At 64.8% G+C, this 20279-nt stretch carries 20 protein-coding genes, 1 tRNA gene and 2 pseudogenes; 7 read left to right on the top strand and 16 right to left on the bottom strand.

Annotated features, from left to right (window positions below; translation table 11 throughout):
* Positions 1 to 192: 192 nt before the first annotated feature.
* The 8 genes from IVA87_RS27905 to IVA87_RS27870 form a co-directional block, all read right to left on the bottom strand.
* On the bottom strand, positions 193 to 1578 hold the full coding sequence (locus tag IVA87_RS27905; RefSeq protein ID WP_247336109.1) for a sigma-54 dependent transcriptional regulator: 1386 nt from the start codon (positions 1576 to 1578) through the stop codon (positions 193 to 195).
* A gap of 54 nt (positions 1579 to 1632) precedes the next feature.
* Positions 1633 to 1983, bottom strand: coding sequence for a flagellar motor switch protein FliN (fliN, locus tag IVA87_RS27900; protein ID WP_247280371.1), 351 nt, complete (start codon positions 1981 to 1983; stop codon positions 1633 to 1635).
* 3 nt (positions 1984 to 1986) lie between these two features.
* On the bottom strand, positions 1987 to 2610 hold the full coding sequence (locus IVA87_RS27895) for a FliH/SctL family protein (protein ID WP_247336106.1): 624 nt from the start codon (positions 2608 to 2610) through the stop codon (positions 1987 to 1989).
* Positions 2610 to 3707, bottom strand: a complete 1098-nt coding sequence (gene fliG, locus IVA87_RS27890; RefSeq protein WP_247280369.1) for a flagellar motor switch protein FliG — start codon at positions 3705 to 3707, stop codon at positions 2610 to 2612. Before fliG ends, IVA87_RS27895 begins: the two co-directional genes overlap by 1 nt.
* Positions 3708 to 3739: 32 nt before the next feature.
* Positions 3740 to 5350 (bottom strand): flagellar basal-body MS-ring/collar protein FliF, encoded by a 1611-nt coding sequence (fliF, locus tag IVA87_RS27885; RefSeq protein ID WP_247336102.1) that lies wholly within the window; start codon positions 5348 to 5350, stop codon positions 3740 to 3742.
* Between the two features lie 184 nt (positions 5351 to 5534).
* On the bottom strand, positions 5535 to 5810 hold the full coding sequence (locus IVA87_RS27880; protein WP_002714638.1) for a DUF1153 domain-containing protein: 276 nt from the start codon (positions 5808 to 5810) through the stop codon (positions 5535 to 5537).
* A gap of 376 nt (positions 5811 to 6186) precedes the next feature.
* A complete protein-coding gene (locus tag IVA87_RS27875; protein WP_247336096.1) occupies positions 6187 to 6894 on the bottom strand; it encodes a flagellar hook capping FlgD N-terminal domain-containing protein in 708 nt (235 codons plus the stop codon).
* A 12-nt stretch (positions 6895 to 6906) separates the two neighbouring features.
* Positions 6907 to 8514, bottom strand: a complete 1608-nt coding sequence (locus IVA87_RS27870) for a flagellar hook-length control protein FliK (RefSeq protein WP_247336093.1) — start codon at positions 8512 to 8514, stop codon at positions 6907 to 6909.
* Positions 8515 to 8885: 371 nt separating this feature from the next.
* On the opposite strand from IVA87_RS27870, the gene mnmA reads away from it, so the two are divergent.
* From mnmA to IVA87_RS27850, 4 genes are all read left to right on the top strand, one after another.
* On the top strand, positions 8886 to 10067 hold the full coding sequence (gene mnmA, locus IVA87_RS27865; protein ID WP_247336089.1) for a tRNA 2-thiouridine(34) synthase MnmA: 1182 nt from the start codon (positions 8886 to 8888) through the stop codon (positions 10065 to 10067).
* Positions 10068 to 10330: 263 nt separating this feature from the next.
* Positions 10331 to 10969, top strand: a complete 639-nt coding sequence (locus IVA87_RS27860) for a class I SAM-dependent methyltransferase (protein WP_247306944.1) — start codon at positions 10331 to 10333, stop codon at positions 10967 to 10969.
* Between the two features lie 46 nt (positions 10970 to 11015).
* The gene (locus IVA87_RS27855) at positions 11016 to 11372 is read left to right on the top strand and encodes a hypothetical protein (RefSeq protein ID WP_247336086.1); all 357 of its coding nucleotides are present in this window, start codon (positions 11016 to 11018) and stop codon (positions 11370 to 11372) included.
* Positions 11373 to 11626: 254 nt separating this feature from the next.
* Positions 11627 to 11703: transfer RNA gene (locus tag IVA87_RS27850), tRNA-Met, on the top strand.
* A 443-nt stretch (positions 11704 to 12146) separates the two neighbouring features.
* Here the strand turns inward: IVA87_RS27850 and IVA87_RS27845 are convergent.
* From IVA87_RS27845 to IVA87_RS27835, 3 genes are read right to left on the bottom strand one after another with little or no spacing between them, the layout of a single operon-like run.
* Positions 12147 to 12557: a DUF6527 family protein gene (locus IVA87_RS27845; protein ID WP_247336083.1), complete on the bottom strand. Its 411-nt coding sequence runs from the start codon at positions 12555 to 12557 to the stop codon at positions 12147 to 12149.
* Between the two features lie 5 nt (positions 12558 to 12562).
* Entirely contained in the window at positions 12563 to 13747 is a 1185-nt protein-coding gene (locus IVA87_RS27840; protein WP_247336080.1) for a ThiF family adenylyltransferase, read from the bottom strand.
* The gene (locus IVA87_RS27835; protein ID WP_247336116.1) at positions 13732 to 14796 is read right to left on the bottom strand and encodes an ADP-ribosylglycohydrolase family protein; all 1065 of its coding nucleotides are present in this window, start codon (positions 14794 to 14796) and stop codon (positions 13732 to 13734) included. Before IVA87_RS27835 ends, IVA87_RS27840 begins: the two co-directional genes overlap by 16 nt.
* Before the next feature lie 91 nt (positions 14797 to 14887).
* Between IVA87_RS27835 and IVA87_RS27830 the strand changes: the two are divergent.
* Positions 14888 to 15190: pseudogene (locus IVA87_RS27830) on the top strand (cell envelope biogenesis protein TolA); the annotation flags it as partial.
* Between the two features lie 171 nt (positions 15191 to 15361).
* Here IVA87_RS27830 and IVA87_RS27825 read toward each other — a convergent pair.
* Positions 15362 to 15556, bottom strand: a complete 195-nt coding sequence (locus tag IVA87_RS27825) for a hypothetical protein (protein ID WP_247336078.1) — start codon at positions 15554 to 15556, stop codon at positions 15362 to 15364.
* 119 nt (positions 15557 to 15675) lie between these two features.
* Here IVA87_RS27825 and IVA87_RS27820 point away from each other — a divergent pair, with 119 nt between their 5' ends.
* Together IVA87_RS27820 and IVA87_RS27815 are read left to right on the top strand one after the other, a co-directional pair.
* The gene (locus IVA87_RS27820; RefSeq protein ID WP_247336075.1) at positions 15676 to 15858 is read left to right on the top strand and encodes a Lar family restriction alleviation protein; all 183 of its coding nucleotides are present in this window, start codon (positions 15676 to 15678) and stop codon (positions 15856 to 15858) included.
* A gap of 99 nt (positions 15859 to 15957) precedes the next feature.
* Positions 15958 to 16125, top strand: a complete 168-nt coding sequence (locus IVA87_RS27815; protein ID WP_247336072.1) for a hypothetical protein — start codon at positions 15958 to 15960, stop codon at positions 16123 to 16125.
* A gap of 17 nt (positions 16126 to 16142) precedes the next feature.
* On the opposite strand, the pseudogene IVA87_RS27810 reads toward IVA87_RS27815, so the two are convergent.
* The 4 genes and pseudogenes from IVA87_RS27810 to IVA87_RS27795 all read right to left on the bottom strand — a co-directional run.
* A pseudogene (locus tag IVA87_RS27810) lies at positions 16143 to 16329 on the bottom strand (hypothetical protein); the annotation flags it as partial.
* Positions 16330 to 17121: 792 nt separating this feature from the next.
* Positions 17122 to 17850 (bottom strand): SDR family oxidoreductase, encoded by a 729-nt coding sequence (locus IVA87_RS27805; protein ID WP_247336068.1) that lies wholly within the window; start codon positions 17848 to 17850, stop codon positions 17122 to 17124.
* Positions 17851 to 18013: 163 nt separating this feature from the next.
* Entirely contained in the window at positions 18014 to 18946 is a 933-nt protein-coding gene (locus IVA87_RS27800) for an MBL fold metallo-hydrolase (protein WP_247336065.1), read from the bottom strand.
* A gap of 95 nt (positions 18947 to 19041) precedes the next feature.
* The gene (locus IVA87_RS27795) at positions 19042 to 20247 is read right to left on the bottom strand and encodes an NAD(P)/FAD-dependent oxidoreductase (protein WP_247336062.1); all 1206 of its coding nucleotides are present in this window, start codon (positions 20245 to 20247) and stop codon (positions 19042 to 19044) included.
* Positions 20248 to 20279 lie beyond the last annotated feature (32 nt).

The raw sequence follows: 20279 nt of genomic DNA, 5'->3' as shown, positions 1-20279 counted from the left end.
GACAGGATGATCGAGCAACATCGTCGTCTCCAGGTTGAATGGATGCAACCTCAGTCTGGCCTCAGACTTGGTCGCTATCCACCCCCATGGAATCTTCGCTGCGCTCGCAGTGACGAGGTTGGCAGCCTGCATCAAACAAAGTGCCCGGGGCGGGCCCGGGCATCTACATTCTCGATCAGCGTGAGCGCCGCCCTACGCCCCTACCATCGGCATGCGCGGATATTCGCCCGGGGTGCCTGCGGGCGGGATCGGAATGCCGCCGTCGGCGTATTCGTTGAGCTTGTTGCGCAGCGTGCGGATTGAGATTCCTAAGATGTTGGCGGCATGGGTGCGGTTGCCGAGGCAGTGCTTCAGCGTCTCCAGGATGAGGTCGCGCTCGACATCGGCGACGGTGCGCCCCACGAGCGCACGTGTCACCTGCTCGGCGGCCATCGTCGCATGCGCCACGGCCGGCGCGGTCCTGGCGAGGTCGAGGCGGTCACCGTCCGGCGTGATGATTGCGTCGGCGCCGATCTCGTCGCCCTGCGCCATCAGCACGGCGCGATGCATGGTGTTTTCGAGCTCGCGGACGTTGCCCTGCCAGCGGTTGGTGGAGAGCACGCGGCGCGCCTCCGCCGAAATCGGGCGCAGCGGCACGCCGTTGGCCTCGGCATATTTCTTCACGAAGTGCTGGGCGAGCTCGAGGATGTCGGCGGGGCGCTCGCGCAGCGGCGGGATCTTCAAATTGACGACGTTGAGACGGAACAGCAGATCCTCGCGGAACGTGCCTTCGCGCACGGCCTCAGCCAAATTGCGGTTCGAGGTCGCGATGATGCGGATGTCGACGGCGACAGGTTTGGTGCCGCCGACGCGATCGATCACGCGCTCCTGGATCGCGCGCAACAGCTTCGATTGCAAGCGGACGTCCATCTCCGAGATTTCGTCGAGCAGCAGCGTGCCCCCCGTCGCCTCCTCGAACTTGCCGATGCGGCGGGCGATCGCACCGGTGAAGGCGCCCTTCTCGTGGCCGAACAGCTCGGATTCCAGCAGATGCTCAGGGATAGCGGCGCAGTTGATCGAGATGAACGGACGCTTGGCGCGGGCCGAGCGGGTGTGGACGTAACGGGCCAGCACTTCCTTGCCGGTGCCGGACTCGCCGGTGATCATCACCGAGGCGTCGGAGCCTGCGATCTGCTGGGCAAGCTTGATCACCTTGGCCATCGCCTCGTCGCGATAGACCAGCTCGCGGGAATCGTTGGCAACGGCAGCCAGCACCGCCGCGATCAGCTCCGGATCCGGCGGCAGCGGGATGTATTCCTTGGCGCCGGCATGGATCGCGGCGACCGCGGCGCGGGCGTCGTTGGTGATGCCGCAGGCGACGATCGGAGCGTGGATGTGCTCCGCCTCCAGCCGAATCACGAGGTCGCGGATGTCGAGCGCGACGTCGACCAGCAGGAGGTCGGCCCCCTTGCCGCTGCGCAGGACGCGCATCGCCTGCTCGTGATCCTCAGCATGGGTCACGGTGGCGCCGTTCTCCATCGCGATCTTGGTGGCCGTGGTGAGCTGGCCCTTCAAGGTGCCAACGATGAGAAGCCGCATGTCAGTCTCCTGTCCGTCTGGTCGCGCCGTTGCGCGTCATTGTCTTTATTTGTGCTAACCGCGTTCGGTCTTGATGATTTCGGTCATGGTCACGCCGAGCTTATCTTCGACCAGCACCACCTCGCCGCGGGCGACGAGCCGGTTGTTGACGTAGATGTCGATGGCCTCGCCGACGCGGCGATCGAGCTCGAGCACGGTGCCGGGCCCGAGCTTCAAGAGCTCGCCGACGTCCATCTTGGAGCGGCCGAGCACGGCCGAGACCTGCACCGGCACGTCGAACACGGCTTCGAGGTCGGCAGCAACGCGCGAGGCATATTCGTCCTCGGTGTAGCCGACATCGGTACCGGTCGGCGGCATCGGGCCGTTGAGATCGGGCAGCGGGACCTGTCCGTCGGTGTCGCTCATGGCTTAATTCCCCCTGCGGGACGCGATGTAGCGTCCGACCATTTCGTCGATCTTGGCCGCGATGGCGCCGCGCTCCAGCACGACGCCGCCATCGGCCCATTCGATCCGGCAGTCGCCGGTGGCAATCTCCGGCTCGGCCAGGATCACCAGCCGGCCCTCGAAGCCGCTCTGCTTGGCGAGCCGCTCGATCTTGTCGCGCGCAGCTTCGTAGAGCGCGTCGTTGATGCGGACGACGAGATGCGGCGTCGCCACCAAATGCGAGAAGCAGTCCTTGACGAGTGCAACGATCTCGCCGAGCGGCTCGGCGGCGACCAGATCGGCGCACAGCTTGCGGGCCACCGCGACCGCGACGTCGACAGCCTCGGTCTCCATCTTGGATTCGATGTTGCCGATCCCGGAGGCGATGCCCCGGATCGCGATGTTGATCTCCTCCATGGCCAGCGCAACGCGGCGGTCGCTCTCGGCCTTGGCCTCGCGCTGGCCGGCGGCAAAGCCGTCCTGATAGGCGCGTGCCTCGGCTTCCGCGATCTTCTGGGCGATCTCGGACGCCGTCGCGGGCTTCTCGCGGCTCGTGCGTTCGGGTGCGGCGAAGTCGGTATCGAACAGGAATTTTGCCGGAGCGCCCATCAGTACACCAGCTCGTCGTCGGCGCGGTTCTTGGTCAGCATGATCTCGCCCTTGGCGGCGAGGTCCTTGGCGAGGTTGACGAGCAGCGCCTGCGCCTCGTCGACATCGCGCAGACGCACGGGGCCCATCGCCGCCATGTCGTCCTGGAGCATCTTGGCCGCGCGCGATGACATGTTGCCGAAGAAGAAGCTGCGGACGTCCTCGTTGGCGCTCTTGAGCGCGACGCCGAGCTTGTCCTTGTCGACGTTGCGCATCAGGGTCTGGGCCGAGCCGGAATCCAGCTTGACGAGGTCGTCGAAGGTGAACATCAGCGCCTTGATGCGCTCGGCCGATTCCCGGTTGTCCTCTTCCAGCGACGTGATGAAGCGGGTCTCGGTCTGGCGGTCGAAATTGTTGAAGATTTCCGCCATCACCTCGTGGGCGTCGCGGCGGCGGGTCTGCGACAGGTTGGACATGAACTCGGTGCGCAGCGTCTTCTCCACGCTCTCGATCACCTCCTTCTGCACCGCTTCCATCTTCAGCATGCGGTTGACGACGTCGAGCGCGAGTTCCTCGGGGAAGATGCCGAGCACACGGGCGGCGTGCTCCGGCTTCAGCTTCGACAGCACCACCGCGATGGTCTGCGGATATTCGTTCTTGAGATAGTTCGCGAGCACCTCTTCCTGCACGTTGGAGAGCTTTTCCCACATGTTGCGGCCGGCGGGGCCGCGGATCTCGTCCATGATGCCGTTGACGCGCTCCGGCGGCAGGTACTGCTGGAGCAGCCGCTCAGTGGCGTCGAAATTGCCCATCAGCGCGCCCGAGGCCGACATGCGCGAGACGAATTCGAGCAGCATGTCCTCGACGGTGTCGACCTCGACGGTGCCGAGCGTCGACATCTCCAGCGAGAGCTGGCGCACCTCGTCGTCGTCGAGCAGCGACCAGATCTTGCCGCCATATTGCTCGCCCAGCGCCAGCATCAGGATCGCGGCGCGCTTCGGTCCGGACAATTGCTCGGCCGGCCTGCCGTCCTTGGCACGGGTGTTGGCCCGCTGACCGAGCGTGGAGATCACGCTGGTGATGTCGTTGCTGTTGGCGTTTTGCAATGCGGCGGCCATGTCAGATCACTTTTTGATTCAGTTGGCTGGGGTTATTTCGCGGGTTCGGTCAGCCACTGGCGGATGATGGCGACGGTTTCGTTGGGATTGCGCTCGGCGAGCTCGCCGACGCGATGAACAGACTGGGCGTGGACCTGGCCCTGGATGGTGGCGACGTCGATCGCGCTTGCGGCGGCGTTCGGCAGGAGCGGCTGGCCGGCGGGCACGGCCTCTTCGGAGCTCGCCGGGCCGCTGAGCACGCCGGAGATTGCAGCAGCCATCTCGTCGGAGGCCAGGATGCGCTTGACCAGCGGGCGGATCACCAGGAACAGCACGACCAGGCCGAGCAGCATCATCACGCCGAGCTCGACGAAGTACATGACATCGTCCTTGGTGAACTGGAGCATGCCGAGGAAGCCGCCAGGCTCGCCGATCGGCGCGGTGGAGGGGGCGTCGGCAAAGCGCAGATTGACGACCTCGACCTGGTCGCCGCGCTTCTGGTCAAAGCCGATCGCCGAGCGCACCAGCGCTGCGATGCGGTCGAGCTGCTCCTTGGTGCGGTCTTGATAGGCGAGCTCGCCTTTGTCGTTTTTGGAATAGATGCCGTCGACCAGCACCGCGACCGAGATGCGGTTCACCCGGCCGGCCTCGGTCACTTCGGTCTTGGTGATGCGGGAGATCTCGTAATTGTTGGTCTCTTCGCTCTTCTTGCTCTGGTCCTTGGCCGCGACGCCGTTGTTCTGCTGGTTGCCGGGCAGCTCGTTGCTGACGGTGACCTGGCCGTTGTTGTCGGCGGTCATGCTCTGCTCTTCACGGGTCTGGCTCGAGCGCAGCACGCGGCCTTCGGGGTCGAATTTGTCCGAGGTCTGGGTGACCTTGTTGAAGTCGAAATCGGCGGAGAGCTGCACGCGGGCGCGTCCCGAGCCGACCACGGAGGAGACGATGTCCTCGACCTGCTTGCGCATCCGCTTCTCGAAGGCGATGCGGCGCTCGTCGCCGACCGCCTGCTCCGGATCGGTCGCGGCGCCGTCGGCGAGCAGCTGGCCGGCCTCGTCGACGATTGAGACTCGCTGCGGCTTCAGCCCGTTGACGGCGGAGGCGACGAGGTGGCGGATGGCGCGGATCTGCTGGGCTTCCAGCGAGCCGCGGACGCGGACCACGATCGAGGCCGACGGCTCTGGCGCCTCGCGCGCGAACAGCGGGCGCTCGGGCAGCACGAGGTGGACGCGGGCGGCCTGGATGCGGTCAATGGCGCGGATGGTGCGGGCGAGCTCGCCCTCCAGGGCGCGCAGGTGATTGATGTTCTGGACGAAAGAGGTGGTGCCGAGCGCGTCCGACTTGTCGAACACCTCGTAGCCGACGCCGCCCCCCTTCGGCAGGCCGCCCTCGGCGAGCTTCATCCGCAGGCGCGTGACCTTGTCCTTGGGCACCATGATGATGGAGCCCTCGTTGCGGATCTCGAACGGGATACCCTGGCGTTCCAGGTCCTTGATGATGCCCGAGGAATCCTCGACGCTGAGGTCCGTGAACAGGGTCGTCATCTGCGGCGTGGTCACGCGCATGATGACGAACGCGAAAAAGCCGATGAGCGCGGCGGTGACCGCGATCATCGCCCCGAATCGGGCGGCTCCGATACTTTTCAAAAAGTCCGCAAGACCTTGCAAGCAACCGCCCCAACCAGCTTCGGCCGCTTTCACTGGAAAGGCCGAGTGGGCAATTATTGCCTAGGTGATGGTTTCGATATGGTTAACGACGGTTAAGAGGTCGGACAAAAGTTAACGTCATGAAAAAAATCGGCCTCGCAGGGCGAGGCCGATTTTCGTCAAAAGCCGCAGATTTCCGGATCGCTTACTGGCGATATTGCTGGATGCGGGTGGTGCGAAGACCCGCCAGACCGTGCTGGTCGATGGAAAACTGCCAGGAGAGGAATTCGTCGACCGTCAGGGTATAACGGCTACAGGCCTCCTCGAGGGAGAGAAGTCCGCCACGGACGGCGGCGACGACCTCGGCCTTGCGGCGGATGACCCAGCGTTTGGTGCCGGGTGCAGGCAGATCCGCGATCGTCAACGGACTGCCGTCCGGCCCGATGACGTATTTTACCCTCGGGCGATGGGGTTCTGTCATGGCGTACTCACAAACTCTCAACCACTGAACTCACGCCAGTAACCCTACGCGTCGCGGCTTAAAAATCCGCTAAGCCTAAGGCTTCAATACAATTCTCGTTGAAACTGGCTGGAACGCGCTCGTCTCCGCGGGCGGGACGGGGGCGTCCAGGCCGGTCAGGGAGCATTCGTAAATGCTTTACTAACGAACGAGGCCTGAGCGCGGGGTTGGGAGGCCCCGAATTGTCGTCCCGGCGAAGGCCGCGACCCCAGCAGCTTGGCGAGGACTCCTGGAGAGAAAGTCTTTTGCGGTGCTGCTACCAGGACCTCATCGATAGATCACGCGGCAAGGTCGTGTCTTTCGCCGGAACGACACCCAGTGTGTAGCGGCACCTCTCTTAATTGCTGGCGGTGGCGATGATGCTCTTGACCTGACTCAGGGTGTAGCTGGCGCCGTCGATGGTGAGCAGCGGCGGCGACTGGGTCAGGTCGACCGACGATACCGTGCCCTGCACCTGCGCGGCGATGCCGACATTGTTGTTCGCTATATCCTTGCCCGTGGCCGAGATCGTGTACTTGCCGTCGGGCCATTGCGTGCCGTCATTGCCCATGCCGTTCCAGGTGAAGGGGATGTCGGTGCCGGCGGCGGCGGTATATTTGCCGGTGAACACGGTCTGACCGCTGGCATTTGCGACGGTGATGTCGACGGTCGAATCGGAGGGCACGTTGAGATGCCAGGTCGCCGACGAGTTCTTCATGGTCGCGGTCGAGCCGTCGACCAAGGCGGTCTTGCCGACGAAGCCCAGCGCCTGGGTTGCCTGCGTGGTCTGCTGGAGGGTGACGAGCTGGGCCAGCGAATCGTTGGTCTTGAGCTGCTGCTCGACGCCGGCGAACTGCACCAGCTGCTGGGTGAACTGATTGGTGTCGAGCGGATCGAGCGGGTTCTGGTTCTGCAGCTGCGTCGTCAGCAGCGTCAGGAACGTCTGGAAATTGCCGGCGAGCGTCGCGCCGGTGGACGAGCCCAGGCTCGAGCTCGACGAGGACTTGGGGATGTCGGTCGTCCCGGAGACGACGGAAGGGGCGGTGGCGGCATTCGTGGTGGCCATGTCGAATACTCCTTACACTCTGATGTCGACGCCGCTGCTCGATCCGAGCATGCGGCCGTAGCTGCGCCCGACGGGCACTGCTGCAACGGTTTCGTCCTCACTGATGATCAGCCGGCGGGCATTGCCGCCATTGTTGTTGTCCTGGCCGGAGTTCTGGTTAGATGAATTCTGGTCGCGCAGGCTGAAGGACAACCCGTTGCTGCCGGTCTTGAAGCCGGCATCGTCGAGCGCGCGCTGCAGTTGCGGCGCGTCCTGACGCAGCATTTGCAGCGTCTCCGGCTTCTCCACGGTGAGATGCGAGGTGACCTGGCCGTTGCGGTCGACATTGATGCGGACGTCGATCCTGCCGAGATCGATCGGATCGAGGCTGATGTCGAACCGCGACTTGCCGGCGCGTATCGCGGCCGCGATCTCGATCGGGACGCCGCTGATCGGCACCGCCGTGTGACTTGCCGCGGTCGCGGTGAGCGTCGCGGTCGATGCGGTCGCAGCCGAGGTGGTATTCGTCAGCGGCGCCTGCACCGCGGAGGTGGCTTGTGCGCTGGTATCCGTCGGGGCGACAGTCGCCTGCGGCCCCGCATGAGCGTGCGTGGGGGACGCGCCGGATGCCGCATCAGCGGTGCGCTCGGTGCCGGCTGCCCTGGCGTCAGCCGTTCCGTCATTTGCCTGCGCCTTGACGGCCTGCGGATGCGCGGCGGCGTCGAGGGTCGCTGCGCCCGCTGCTGGCGGCGTGGCGGCGTTCGCCTTACCGGTGCCCTGGCCGATATCGGAGATGTCGGTCTGAGCCTGCGCCGTGGCCGCGGCCTTGAACGAGGTCTTCGGCGTGCCCTGGTCCACGGCGATCAGGCCGCCATTGGCTTTCGCATCGGTCGCGATGGCTTCGCTCGTGCCGGTCGCGGTCTCGCCGAGCGTGGTCGTGGTGTTCGCATCGACCTTGGCGCTCGCGGTCTTGGCGCTCTTGTCGCCCGCGGTGGCGATGTCGGTCTTGGCGCCCTGGATCTGTGCTGCGGTGGAGGCGCTGGCGGCGAGGCCGGCGGCGGCGATGGTCAGGGGGGAGGCCGAGTTGGTGGCCTGGTTCGCAGCCGGATCGACTGGCACGACCGGGGCGGCAACGACGATCGCGTTCGGATCGGGCACGGCGATCGGGCTCGCATCGGTCGTTGCGGCGCTAGCCGCATCGACGGCGGCGGTAAGAGTGTCGGTGCCGTCGGTCTTGTCCCCCTTGGTCTCGTCGGACGTGTCCGCCGATTTGGCGTCGGAGGCCTCCGCTTTGTCCTTGGTCTTGCCGGCGTCCTTGGCCGGATCGGTCATCGTGTCGCTCGTCTTGTCGTTCTCGTCATCGGTCTTGGCGGGCGCCGACGCTTCGGCGCCATCACTCGCCCTGCTCTGCGAGGGATCGTCCGCGGACGAGGTGTCGCGCGCATTTCTGTCCGAGGAGGGCGACGAAGCAGAGTCGCTCCGGCGCGGCACGGTGTCCTGCGCGTGCGAGCCTGTATTGTTGCTGATCGCCTGGGTGTTGCTGTCGACCAGTGAGCCGAAGGAATCGGCCGCGGACGTGTCTTTCGCGGCTTGCGACCGGGCAGGCTTCTGCTGCGCGCTTTGAACTTGCACGCTTGCCATGACATCTGACGTCCGACCAACCACAGGCGACCCCTTGGAAACTTCTATGGCATGAGGGGTAGCAAGGAGCGGGCCAGGGTCCCTTCCTGTGTGTTTCGGCAGCAAAATCAATGTCTTGAGCAAGCGGGGCGGCCGCCGCGCGCATGCCGCGACTCCGTCATTTCTGCCTGCCCGGCAAGAATTGCCCTCAGCTGGCCGCCCGCGTGATTGCTTCACCGGAATGCGGCCTATATTAAAGAGGTCACTCTCAGCCGCTTTCGACCGGGGGCCCTCGTGCCTTTCGGGAACTGAAGTTCCCGAGGATCGCCGATGTCCCGCGAGAAGCAAGAAATCGCGGATGCGCCGCGCGCTGCCGTCAGAACCTAAGGCCGATGCTCAACAATCTGGATCTCGAAGGCCGTCCTGAGGATACCAGGGTCGTCGTTGCCATGTCGGGCGGCGTCGATTCCTCGACGACGGCTGCGCTGCTCAAGGCTGAGGGCTACGACGTGGTCGGCATCACGCTCCAGCTCTACGATCATGGTGCCGCGACCCATCGCAAGGGCGCCTGCTGCGCCGGCCAGGACATCCACGACGCCCGCGACGTCGCCGCCAAGCTCGGCATTCCCCATTACGTGCTCGACTACGAGGACCGTTTTCGCGAATCCGTCATCGACAACTTTGCCGACTCTTACGCGCTCGGCGAGACGCCGGTGCCGTGCATCGAGTGCAACCGTTCGGTCAAGTTCCGCGATCTCCTGAAGACCGCGCGCGAACTGGGCGCCACCGCGCTCGCCACCGGCCATTACGTCGCCTCGCGCCGCCTCAATGACGGCTCACGCGCGCTGGTTTGCGCAGCCGACAGCGACCGCGACCAGAGCTATTTCCTGTTCGCGACCACGCGCGAGCAGCTCGGCTTCCTGCGCTTTCCGCTCGGCGACATGACCAAGCCGCAGACGCGCGAGCTCGCGCGCCGGTTTGGGCTCGCGGTCGCCGACAAGCACGACAGCCAGGACATCTGCTTCGTGCCGACCGGGCGCTACACCGACATCATCACCCGGCTACGGCCGAACGCGATGGATCCCGGCGACATCGTCGATCTCGACGGACGCGTGCTCGGCCAGCACAACGGCATCGCCAATTTCACCGTCGGCCAGCGCCGCGGCCTCGGCATCGCGGCAACCGCGCCGCTGTTCGTGGTGCGGCTGGATGCCGCAAACCGCCGCGTCGTGGTCGGTCCGCGCGATGCCCTCAAGATGCACCGCATCGTGCTGCGCGACGTCAACTGGATCGGCGATGGCGACATCGACGGCGCGATCGGCGGCGGCCTCGAAATGTTCGTGCGCGTGCGCTCGACCCGCAGCCCCCAGCCGGCGTGGCTGCGCGGCGGCAATGGTCATTACGAGGTCGAGCTCGTCGCCGGCGAGGAGGGCGTCTCGCCGGGCCAGGCCTGCGTGTTCTACGACGCACCTGGCGGACAGGCGCGCGTGCTCGGCGGCGGTTTTATTCAGAGCGCCGCGGCAAAGCTTGCGAGCAGTACGGCAAGGCCGCTTGCTGAGGCGGTCCGCGGCTGACGGATGACGATATCAAGCACAACCGGTCGGTCTGGGTCCACCTCTCCCCGGAGGGGAGAAGTCGGATTGCGGCTGGCGATGCGAAGCATCGTCCATTGCAATCCGGGTGAGGGGCCGCGGCTGTGATTGAGACCGCAACCCCTCACCCGGATCGCATCTTCCGATGCGATGCGAGCTCGCCCTATGGGAGAGGTGGACTGAGCCCGCGGCCTTCATCAATTCAACCAAGACTCTTTTCGTTTTAAGTATCCGGGGCAGGGGGCATGGCAGCAGACATCTCGCGGGCCGGGGTCGAGAAGGCCTATGGCCGCTGGGCGCCGGTCTATGATCTCGTGTTCGGCAAGGTGTTCGACGCCGGACGGCAATCGACTATCGCGGAGGCCGACCGCATCGGCGGCCGCATCCTCGACGTCGGCGTTGGCACCGGCCTGTCGCTCTCGGATTATGCGCGCACCACGAAAATCTGCGGCGTCGACATCTCCGAGCCGATGCTGCGCAAGGCGCAGGCACGCGTGCGTGCGCTCAGGCTTTCCAATGTCGAAGTGCTCTCGGTGATGGACGCGAAGAATCTCGCCTTCCCTGAAAATTTCTTCGACGCGGTGGTTGCGCAATATGTCATCACCGCCGTGCCCGATCCCGAAGGCACGCTCGACGAATTCGTGCGTGTCTTGAAGCCCGGGGGCGAGTTGATCCTCGTCAACCACATCGGCGCCGAGAGCGGCCCGCGAAAGCTGTTCGAACTCGCCTTCGCCCCCGTCGCCCGCCGCCTCGGCTGGCGCCCGGAATTCCCGTGGGCCCGCCTCGTCAACTGGGCCGCAAGGCACGGCGGCGTCACGCTTGCTGAGCGCCGCCCCATGCCGCCGATGGGACATTTTTCGCTGATCCGCTACCGCAAATCGTGATCGTGCGGGCAGGGAACGGGGCGCGCGAGACGCGCGTTTCCTTCCCATGCGCACGACACCAAACATCATCCTAGCGGGCCTCCTGATCGCCGCCTCTGGCAGCGCGATCGCGCAGGCCCCGCCCGCCCCGGCGACGCCGCCACAACAGACCGCGCCGCCATCCCCGCAACATGCGGCCAATTGTACACCGCAAGACCGCCCGAACCGTCCGGCTGATGGCACCACCACGGGCCAGTCCCGGGAACCGCTCGGCGACAAGCTGGCCAAATCCGAGGGCGTGCTCTGCCCGCCCTCCGGCATCGACCCCGAGATGCATGCCCCAGCGCCCGACACCGGCGGCAACACCCCGGTGATCCCACCCCCCGGCAGCCCTGGCGGCGACCCGAACGTGAGGCCGAAATAGGCCGATTCTTCGCCTCTCCCCCGCCTGCGGGGAGAGGCTGGAATCCGCGCAAAAGCGCGGATTCCAGGTGAGGGGACTCTCCGCCGGTCTGGCGCGTTAAGCAGGGCAATTCCGGCGCCAAAATCGACCGCTTTCCCAGCTCAAGCACCGTGGCGCGCGAAGCTTTTAGCTATCGCGGATTGACTTCCCGCCGCCCCCTTCCTTATATGCCGCGCGTTCGCGAGATCGGCCTTATGCGCCGCCGCGATCCCTGTGGCGGGGTAGCTCAGCTGGTTAGAGCACGGGAATCATAATCCTGGGGTCGGGGGTTCGAGTCCCTCCCCCGCTACCAGCAATTTCAATAGGTTAGGCCTTAACCTTCTACTCTGCGCAGTACTTGTACCACGCTGCGTACCACTGTTTTGAAATGCGACCGATCGAGCGTGAAGTCGGCTACGTGCTTGCCAAATGCCCGATCACTGCCGGCAGTACGCTGCTTGATCACAAGGCAGTCGGCGTGGACGTTTCTTTGCCCCGTCACTCACTCTGGACGGGATCGAGTCCCACTCTCTCCGCCACTGAATTTTAGCAGGGGAAAAGTCCTTCAAAATCAGGCTCTTCCTGAACCGCCGGATTTTAGCGGTGGAGCACCACGGTGGAGCACCGTGATCCCCAAAAAAACACTGCCACGGGCGATCTGCGCCGTCAGCAATAATCTGCATCGCTGACGGAGAACTACAGTCTTCGTGAGCGGGGCCTGCGGAGTACGCGACCCGGGATCGCGTGCCTCACGTATCACATTCGCAACACCTGCCTGAGCCGTCCGAACGCCCTCGCTGCGATCATGCGGATCCAACTCGTCCAAGTCTGCAGCCTGGCTTCGCGGCCGACATGCCGGGCGATCTGCCCGCGCATCGTCGCGGAGGCCATGGCGTCTGAGAAGGAGGCGAGCCACTGCACCTCGCCGGACGTGATGATGTAGTGGGACTTGCAGGGCGCGTCGCAGACCGAGATCGACGGCTGTACGGTCGCGAAACCGTTCTGCTGCGACACCTGATGACTGTCGGGCACCAGGAGCATGACGCGATGTCCGCAACCGCAGGCGCAGGAAAGCGCCGCGACCTCGAATTCGGGAGAGTGATAGAGGACGCCCTGTTCGAGTTGCTTGGGCAGGCGTTCGACGGCCCGGTATGAGAAGCTGATCATACGTTCTATTCCATCTCCATCGTCGCTGTATCGAAGATGTACGACGTCGCCTCGTCGAGACGATCGAGCAGCTTGAAATGCTGCTTGAACCTGATCACGGCCATGATGGCGTTCATCGCGTTCAACTCCGTGATCTGCGCCTGCTTGCGATACTCGTTCTCCTTGGCGTTCTCGATGGGCAGCCGCGCCCTTCCGACGTTGTCGTCGTAGGCCTTGCGATCGGTGCCGGTGATGCGGACGAACCCGCTCAGACCCGCCAGAGACCGGTCCAGCCCCATGCCGCAGTCGACGTAGGGAATTCCCCGCGCGCTCAGCCAATCGACGATCAGCTTGCGTGCTGGACCGTCGTCGACCGACACGAACACGAAATCGAACCCGGCCAGGCGGTCGATGTTCGCCAAGGTGATGCGCTCGGGCACCGGCTCGAGGCCCGAATGCCAGTTGCCGTACTGCCGCGCCAGCGCGTCCACCTTGAGGCTGCCGATCGCATCAACGATGAATCCCGGAATCCGGAAGATCGTATGGACGTGCACCTTGTCGTCGTCGAAGAGCGCGATGCGATCCAGATGCGTTCGCGCGACGAAATCGAGGATGTAGGAGCCGGTCCCACCCAGCCCGACGATGGCGACGCGCTTGCCGCGCAGCAGGGAGGAGACGTCGTTCATGTGATACCTCGAGGACATCATGTCGGGAATGCGCAGCGGGCTACCCTGGGCCGCGGCCTTCACCGCTATGCCGCCAAACGGCGTCGCCTCCGGATACGCCGCCATCGCCGGAGCTGTGATCGCGTGGAGATAGGTCTGCACCTTCTCCTCGAACGAGCGGTAGTCTCGGTTCGTACCGCTCTCCTGCAGCTTGAACGAGAACGACTGGTCGGTGATCAGATCCGGTGCTACCATCACTTGATGGACGCCACCGCCGAGCCTGATCTGCCGCTTCTGCTGGTCGAACGGGCGGGTGCCCCGCCACCAGACCTGGTGGTTGTTGGTCGGCGGATCGATCACCGCTCCATTAAGGTCGAGGGTGCTGGCCAAGTCGCCGTACTTCAGCCTGCCCTCCTCGTCGAGGTAGGGCAGACGGTAGATGACGAAGTAGCCGCCGACGAAGTCGAGGTGGTAACCGAGCTCCTCCAGGTCCCTGACGAAGGGGTTACGACTCGCCAGTTCCGGCAACCCTAAAGCGCATGCCATCTTTCGCCGCCACCTTCTGTCCAGGATCCAAAGTGCCGCTCGGGTTTTCTGCTGGGCCGTGGGAATACTTCACCAGGTACTCGTTCGACGGACTGCCGCCGCTGCCGAGATAGAGCTCGACGACCTGCGCGTAGGTGATGTGCTTCTTCTCGACCTGGTTGGGCTTTCGTCTTGCGAGCTTGCTTCCTGGCGCGCAGCAGGGACGCCACGCGATCCTCGATCTGCTTTCGACAGGCAAGCTTTTCGAGCCAGCGCTGCGGGATGCCGGCGCGGCCGTAGAGGGCGCCGGCGAGCTGGCCGGTGACGGCGGCCACGGTATCGGAGTCGCGACCCAAATTGACCGCGAGGATCACGGCCTCCTCAAAGGAGGACGTGCGGTGCACGCACCAGAGCGCAGCCTCCAGTGTCGCGATCACGTATCCGGTGGAAGATATCTCATCGCGTGTCTTGCCGACCCAATTGCCGGAGGCCATTCCGTTGAGTTCGTCGTGGCTGAACCAGAACCTCGATCGCAGCACCGTGTTCTTGTCCAAGCCCCGCATGGCCTCGACCAGTAGGGTCGCAAAGAATTCGCAGGCCTTTGCCGCCAGAGCGTTGGCATGGGTTGTCATGCTCTGGCGATGCGCCAGACGCACGGCTTCAGTCACATCCGATGCAGCAAAGATCGCAACCGGTGCCAATCGCATCAGCGAGCCGTTCCCCGCGTGATTCTTGTCGTGGGGACCGCTCCCGGCCGGGGTCCCGAGCCGGACAAAGCGATCCAGAGCTTGCCGCGTGGTGATCCCGATGTCGAAGCAATGACCGTTGACGCTGTTCTCGCCTTGCTTCCACCACCGCGCGAAACGATTCAGCAAGTCGATCTCGTCGAGCGCATTTTGGGCGATCAGCGAATCGGCGAGACACAGAGCCATGCTGGTGTCGTCGGTCCATTCTCCCGGCTTGAGCCCGAATGGGCCGCCGCCGATCATCTCGGACACGTGCGGCAGGGAATCCCGCTCGGAGAATTCCAGCGGCACGCCGAGGGCGTCTCCAACGGAGAGACCCAACATCGCGCCGTAGGCCCGATCTTCGACGAGAGGGCCCAGTTTTGGCTTGGGCCGATCTGTCGCCGAAGTGCCGAACTCAATGTGTGCATCCGCCCCTTCCAAGATCAGCGACAAGCAGGCCCGCAAGGCGGCGCTGAAGTTCGAGCGGGAGCAGAAGCGGCGTGAGGCCGAGCGTCGCAAGGAGGAGGCGGCCCGGGCGAAGCAGCGCGAACGGCGCGAGCAAGCGGTCGCCAAGGCGCAAGACGCGCTGGACAAGGCCCGGTGTGAGCACGAGGAAAAGGCGGAGGCTATCGAGGCCGAGCGCGCCGCTCTGGACGAACGCGCGCAAGCCGAGGAGGGCCGCTGGGAGAAGCTGAAGACGAAACTGGAGGCGGCGCTGCGCCGTGCACGGCAGTAGCAGCGGAGAGTGGCCGGGAGAAATTTCACTTGGCCTTCGGTACGCGCCCCTTGCCGCCGCACTTCGCGCAGCGGCCCGGGAAGATCCTGCGGCCGGGCGCGGTCTCGCGCGCCGGCTGCCGCCCCGAGCCGTTGCAGGCGTCGCACTTGACCTCTGCCGAGCCGCCCTTCGTCATGCTTCGCCGGATCTGGCGAGGTATGTGGCGGGAGGACTGCGAGGTGGTGGCGACGGCCGGGCGCTCGCGAGAGGTTTGCTCTTGGCGTCGTATCTCTTGGCCAGATCGAGCAGCCGCCGGCGGGTGAACGGATCGGCCTTCTCCGCCAGGTCGCGCGCACGCTGCGCGAAGCCCCTGTAGAACTCTTCCATGACGCTACCCCGCAACATCACTGAAAGCTGGATTTGAGTGCGGGGCGCGATTCGCGTCAAGACGTCGCTTGTGCCCGCCCGGCAAACGGCACTAGGCTGAACGCGGCGGGGGAAGCCAGATGTCGATGCTGCACCTTATCCGGAAGCCGTGCCCTCACTGCGGGCGGCCGATGAAGCTCGTCCGCGACGAGGCCGCCAAAGGCGGGGAGCGCTACGTCTGCCCCGATTGCGACGACGATCCGCTGCACAATCCCGCCACCCGCAAGTGGGTTGACGGCCCCCTGCGGCCGCCGGCGAAATAGTGCCCCGAAGAAATCGGCCCGGGCCTCGCAGAGCCGAGACTGGCAAGTTCGTCGCGGGCGCACCAACTTCTTTGTAGATGCAAAGCATAGGGAGGCGCGATGTCGACGGTCGCAAAGCTGCTCGCGCGGAAGCAGGCGCTCCTGGAGCGACTGGAAAGCGATCCTGGGCCCAACGAGCGGGAGGAAATCCAGGTATTGCTCGCCCAGATCGAGACTGCGCTGAACTTGCTAGAGCCGAGAGATGCCGCCGGTCCGAGCGACGACTGAAGCGAAGTCGCCGCCCGTCAGAGCGCGCTGAGATCGTCCGGCACCTCGCCGAACTTCCGGATCAGCTTAGCGTCGCCGAACTCTCCGATCGCCGGATCTCCGCTGCGGCTGAATGCGATGGCGCCTACATTCCCCCGGCTTGCGCGAAAGCGCCTCCGCCCGCATCACAGCGGCGTTGGGGCTCAAGCATTCCGTCGCCTCGCCAGTGCATTTTTGTCCCGATGTCCGGCGGGCCGCGGACGGGCGCGATCGAGGACTAGCGTGTCGCTCTGGACGGACGCCCGCAAGCCGACGAGACCCGCTGGGAAAAGCAGAAGACGAAGCTGGAGGCGGCTCTCCCCCGGGCGCGGGAATAGCTTGCGCCCGCAACTCTTCGCGATGCACTTGCGCCGGCGCGACGGGCGATACCAAGCTGGCGTGCGCGGAATTCGATGATTTCAGGTAGGAAGCCTTCCGCCCTGGGGCAAGCCATGAGCGTTGCGTCAGACGATGTCGTCGAAGGCTGCCGGAGCTACGTCTTGCGCGCACTGCGACGCCGATCTTCTGTACGATCCGGCCGTCAGCAAGTGGGCGGATGGCCCGGGCGGTGCCGGCGAAACAGCCCAAACGGTAATCAGCCCCGGCTTCTGTTTGTCGCCGAGGCCGATGGTCCGCGGTCGACCCGCGCTGCCGACGTTCCTTCCAAAGAAGCCGCCGGAGCCGCTCTCCGGAGCCTGCTCCTTGGTCGCAGTCGTTGTACCCGACGATGAAGCAAAGCCCGGAGTGCCTAGGAGTCCGGGCTTCGCAACCGTAACAGCGCCTGAGCGCGCTCATGCCACTCGGTACGAGATCAACTCTATCCCCGTCGGGCGCGTTCGCTTGAGCCATCTCAACTTCGCGTGTGGCCAAAACCGCGGTGCTGTTCCACAGGACGTCTCGCTCGCGGCAAAGATCATCGATCTTCGCTCGCATGCGGGTCAGGAGAAGCTCGGCGGATGCGGTTGGGCGGCTCGGAAACTAAGCCAGTCCCAAGCCGCCGTCGACGGCGAGAACTTGGCCCGTCAGCCATTGCGAGGCGGGGCCCGCAAGCTGGACAATCCATTCCGCGATATCTTCGGGAACGCCGCGCCGCCCGAGCGGAATCCGTGCGCGCTCGTCTTCCTTGACGGCTGCTGCCTGTTTCGCAGACAGCCCCATCATCCCGGTCAAGGCGCCGGATTCCGTGGGTCCGGCTGCGACGGCATTAACCCTTATTCCGAGCGGCGCGAGTTCGAGCGCCCAGCAGCGGGTCAGGTGTTCCAGCGCCGCCTTGCTGGCGGCATAATGGGATAGTCCCGCTGCCGGCCGGTGACCGAAGGTCGAGGAGATGTTGATGATGGTGCCCTGCGTCGCCTTCAGGTGAGGAAGGGCGGCGCGGGCCAGCAGGCTCGGACCGAGCACATTGACGGAAAAGATGTCTGTGATCCGATCGGCTGTCGCATCGGATATCGGAAGGATGGCGCCCGCGCCGGCGTTGTTGACGAGCGCATCCACTCGGCCCCAGTTGTCGACCGCCGTGGCGATGGTCCGCTTGGCGTCTTCAGCAGAGGCGGTATTCGCAACGATGCCCGCGATATTCTTGTGCTCCGCCACCGTTTGCTCGACGGGGCCGGCGCGGCGGCCGGTGATGAGCACCTTGTCGCCTTGGTTGGCGAAACGAAGCGCGGCCGCCCGACCGATGCCGGAGCTTCCGCCCGTTATGATCATGACCTTTTCGTTCTGCATGTTCGTTCGACTCAACTGTAAAGTTGGAGTTAGGCAAAGCGGGCATTAAGCGACCGCTTCGGTTCGGCGGCTCAGTGGTTGCAAGGTATTTGAACCAGGGCGCGAATTCATACGCGCTCTGGTTCGGCCTTAACCCAACAAGCGGTTAGTAGTCCCAGATGGCCGGAACCCAACGAAAGGCGTCGCCGGCGACGGCCACATGGCCGATGGACGGGAACGGCATGTGAGTGGCCACCAGCAGCCCGCCGGTCGCCGCCAGCTCCCGCAAAAGATTGATACGAACGCGGGCCGCCTCCTCGGGGTCGTGTTCGAAGCCGTTGTACCATTCGGGATGTTCGAACCCGACCTGGAACACGAGGTCCCCGGCGAACGTCAGCCGGTCGCCGCCGGACGTCACGCGCACAACGCTATGCCCGGGGGTGTGGCCGCCGGTGCGAGTGACGACCACCCCCGGCGCCACCTCAACTTCTTCCTCGAACGTTCGCAACTGCTTGCCATACTCCTTCACGAACTTCTTGGCCGTCTGTCGAAGCGCGTCCGGGAATCCCGGCGGCATGGAGACGCGGGAGAAGTCGGGCGCTTCCCAGAACTTGACCTCGGCGGCCGCCACGTGGATCCGCAGATCCGGACGCAGTTGCTGCTTCACCCCGTCGATGAGCAGCCCGCCGACATGATCCATATGCATATGGGTAAGCACCACGTCGGTAACTGATGCGAGATCGACTCCGGCGGCCTTCAGGCGATGGATCACATGTCCGGACCGCTCCAGATCAGGAAACTCCATCCCCATTCCGGCGTCGATGAGAATGGTCTTGCCGCCGCTGCGCACCACGACCACGTTCAGCGCCCAATCGAACGCGTCCGGCGGCAGAAAATTTTCTTTCAGCCAGGCCGCCCGCACCGCCGGTTCGGCGTTGTGGGCTAACATCGCGCCCGGCAGCAACAGCACGCCATCGCTGACCACCAACACTTCAATGTCCCCGACCCGCACCGCGTAGCGCGACGGAACTAATTCGTCGGGGCCACGTGTAGGGGAGTGTGAGGTGTTGTCGAGGCTCATGTTTGTTTCATGCTTCATGGTTTTGTCTCCTGCTTCATGGTGAAAGGTCCTGGCTGGTCTTGGTTGAGTAGGCCGCGCAGCCAGGGGAGCGCGGCCGCCATCGCTTGGGGCGTCTAGAGGTTGGTCACGCGCTCCGGATCAGCCGACGCGAGCGCCGCGGCGCGCTCGGCGCGCGGCGGGTAGATCCAGACGGTGTTGATTTGCTGCTTGGTCTTCTTGGCGACGTCGCCGACCATCTCGACCTTGCGCTCCCAGCCGCGCGTGAACAGTGCGCCGGCCTCGCCGAGATCGAGACAGGTGACGTAGGCTTTCTGGTGGTAGGGCTTGGTACGAATGCCCAGCAGTTCGGCCACGGCATTGTAGCCGGCAAAGGCGCCCAAACGCGTGGCGTGCTGGCACGACATCAGCGCGTAGTTGCCGATATCGTCGCATGCCGCGCGTGCGGCATCGCCGGTGGCAAAGACGCCGGGCACCGACGGCACGCGTAGATCGCGATCGACCAGCAGGCGGCCGAAACTGTCGCGCTCGGCCGGGATCTGCTGCGTCAACGGCGCGGCGCGAATGCCGGCCGCCCAGATCACGGTCTCGGCTTCGATGTGCTCGCCACTGGAAAGCGTGACGCCGGATTCATCGAGCGACGCGACGCCGGCGCCGAGCCGCGTTTCCACGCCGACCTTGCGCAAAGCTTCTTCGATGACAGGGCGCGGGCCTTCGCCCATGTCGGGAGCGATCGCCTTGTTGCGATCGACGATGATGACGCGTGTCTTGGCGTCCTTCCCGAGGATCGCACGAAGCCGTGTGGGCATCTCGGTCGCTGCTTCGATGCCGGTGAAACCGCCACCGGCCACGACGACCGTGTCGCGCCCGTTCTTCGCCGGCCGCTTCGCCAGGCTGTGCAGATGCTTGTCGAGGGCGATCGCATCATCGAGTGAGTCAACGCTGAAGCCGTGTTCGGCAAGGCCAGGAATATTCGGGCGGAACAGCCGGCTGCCGGTCGCCACGACCAGCCTGTCATAGGACAGGGTCTTCTTCGAACCTTTGGCGGCGACAATGCCCACCGTGCGGGATTTGGTGTCGACGGTTTCGACGCTGCCTTGCACGTAGGTAACGTCGATCGCCTTGAGCACGTCGAGCAGAGGCGCCGTCAATGTTTCGGGCTTCGGCTCGTAGAGCCGCGGGCGAACCACCAGCGTCGGCTGTGGCGCAACCAGCGCGATCTCGAGATCTTCGGGCGAAACACCCTGGATGTCGCGCAGGCGAGCAGCGGAAAGTGCAGCGTACATGCCGGCAAAGCCGGCGCCTATGATGACCAGTCGCATGTAATCTACTCCTGTGGTTTGAGCTACTCTGA

This window comes from Bradyrhizobium sp. 147 (assembly GCF_023073935.1).
In the GTDB taxonomy this organism is placed as follows: Bacteria; Pseudomonadota; Alphaproteobacteria; order Rhizobiales; family Xanthobacteraceae; genus Bradyrhizobium.
Note: the sequence above shows the minus strand (reverse complement) of the source record. Positions and strands in the feature narration are given on the sequence as shown.

Excerpts from the sequence above, each read along its gene's own strand:
- fliG (WP_247280369.1), bottom strand. The coding sequence starts at position 3,707 with ATGGCCGCCGCATTGCAAAACGCCAACAGCAACGACATCACCAGCGTG.
- IVA87_RS27815 (WP_247336072.1), top strand. The coding sequence starts at position 15,958 with ATGTCGACGGTCGCAAAGCTGCTCGCGCGGAAGCAGGCGCTCCTGGAG.
- IVA87_RS27805 (WP_247336068.1), bottom strand. The coding sequence starts at position 17,850 with ATGATCATAACGGGCGGAAGCTCCGGCATCGGTCGGGCGGCCGCGCTT.
- fliN (WP_247280371.1), bottom strand. The coding sequence starts at position 1,983 with ATGAGCGACACCGACGGACAGGTCCCGCTGCCCGATCTCAACGGCCCG.
- IVA87_RS27895 (WP_247336106.1), bottom strand. The coding sequence starts at position 2,610 with ATGGGCGCTCCGGCAAAATTCCTGTTCGATACCGACTTCGCCGCACCC.
- IVA87_RS27795 (WP_247336062.1), bottom strand. The coding sequence starts at position 20,247 with ATGCGACTGGTCATCATAGGCGCCGGCTTTGCCGGCATGTACGCTGCA.
- IVA87_RS27855 (WP_247336086.1), top strand. The coding sequence starts at position 11,016 with ATGCGCACGACACCAAACATCATCCTAGCGGGCCTCCTGATCGCCGCC.
- IVA87_RS27835 (WP_247336116.1), bottom strand. The coding sequence starts at position 14,796 with ATGTTGGGTCTCTCCGTTGGAGACGCCCTCGGCGTGCCGCTGGAATTC.
- IVA87_RS27905 (WP_247336109.1), bottom strand. The coding sequence starts at position 1,578 with ATGCGGCTTCTCATCGTTGGCACCTTGAAGGGCCAGCTCACCACGGCC.
- IVA87_RS27840 (WP_247336080.1), bottom strand. The coding sequence starts at position 13,747 with ATGGCATGCGCTTTAGGGTTGCCGGAACTGGCGAGTCGTAACCCCTTC.
- IVA87_RS27880 (WP_002714638.1), bottom strand. The coding sequence starts at position 5,810 with ATGACAGAACCCCATCGCCCGAGGGTAAAATACGTCATCGGGCCGGAC.
- IVA87_RS27875 (WP_247336096.1), bottom strand. The coding sequence starts at position 6,894 with ATGGCCACCACGAATGCCGCCACCGCCCCTTCCGTCGTCTCCGGGACG.
- IVA87_RS27860 (WP_247306944.1), top strand. The coding sequence starts at position 10,331 with ATGGCAGCAGACATCTCGCGGGCCGGGGTCGAGAAGGCCTATGGCCGC.
- IVA87_RS27870 (WP_247336093.1), bottom strand. The coding sequence starts at position 8,514 with ATGGCAAGCGTGCAAGTTCAAAGCGCGCAGCAGAAGCCTGCCCGGTCG.
- mnmA (WP_247336089.1), top strand. The coding sequence starts at position 8,886 with ATGCTCAACAATCTGGATCTCGAAGGCCGTCCTGAGGATACCAGGGTC.
- IVA87_RS27845 (WP_247336083.1), bottom strand. The coding sequence starts at position 12,557 with ATGATCAGCTTCTCATACCGGGCCGTCGAACGCCTGCCCAAGCAACTC.
- IVA87_RS27820 (WP_247336075.1), top strand. The coding sequence starts at position 15,676 with ATGTCGATGCTGCACCTTATCCGGAAGCCGTGCCCTCACTGCGGGCGG.
- IVA87_RS27800 (WP_247336065.1), bottom strand. The coding sequence starts at position 18,946 with ATGAAGCATGAAACAAACATGAGCCTCGACAACACCTCACACTCCCCT.
- IVA87_RS27825 (WP_247336078.1), bottom strand. The coding sequence starts at position 15,556 with ATGGAAGAGTTCTACAGGGGCTTCGCGCAGCGTGCGCGCGACCTGGCG.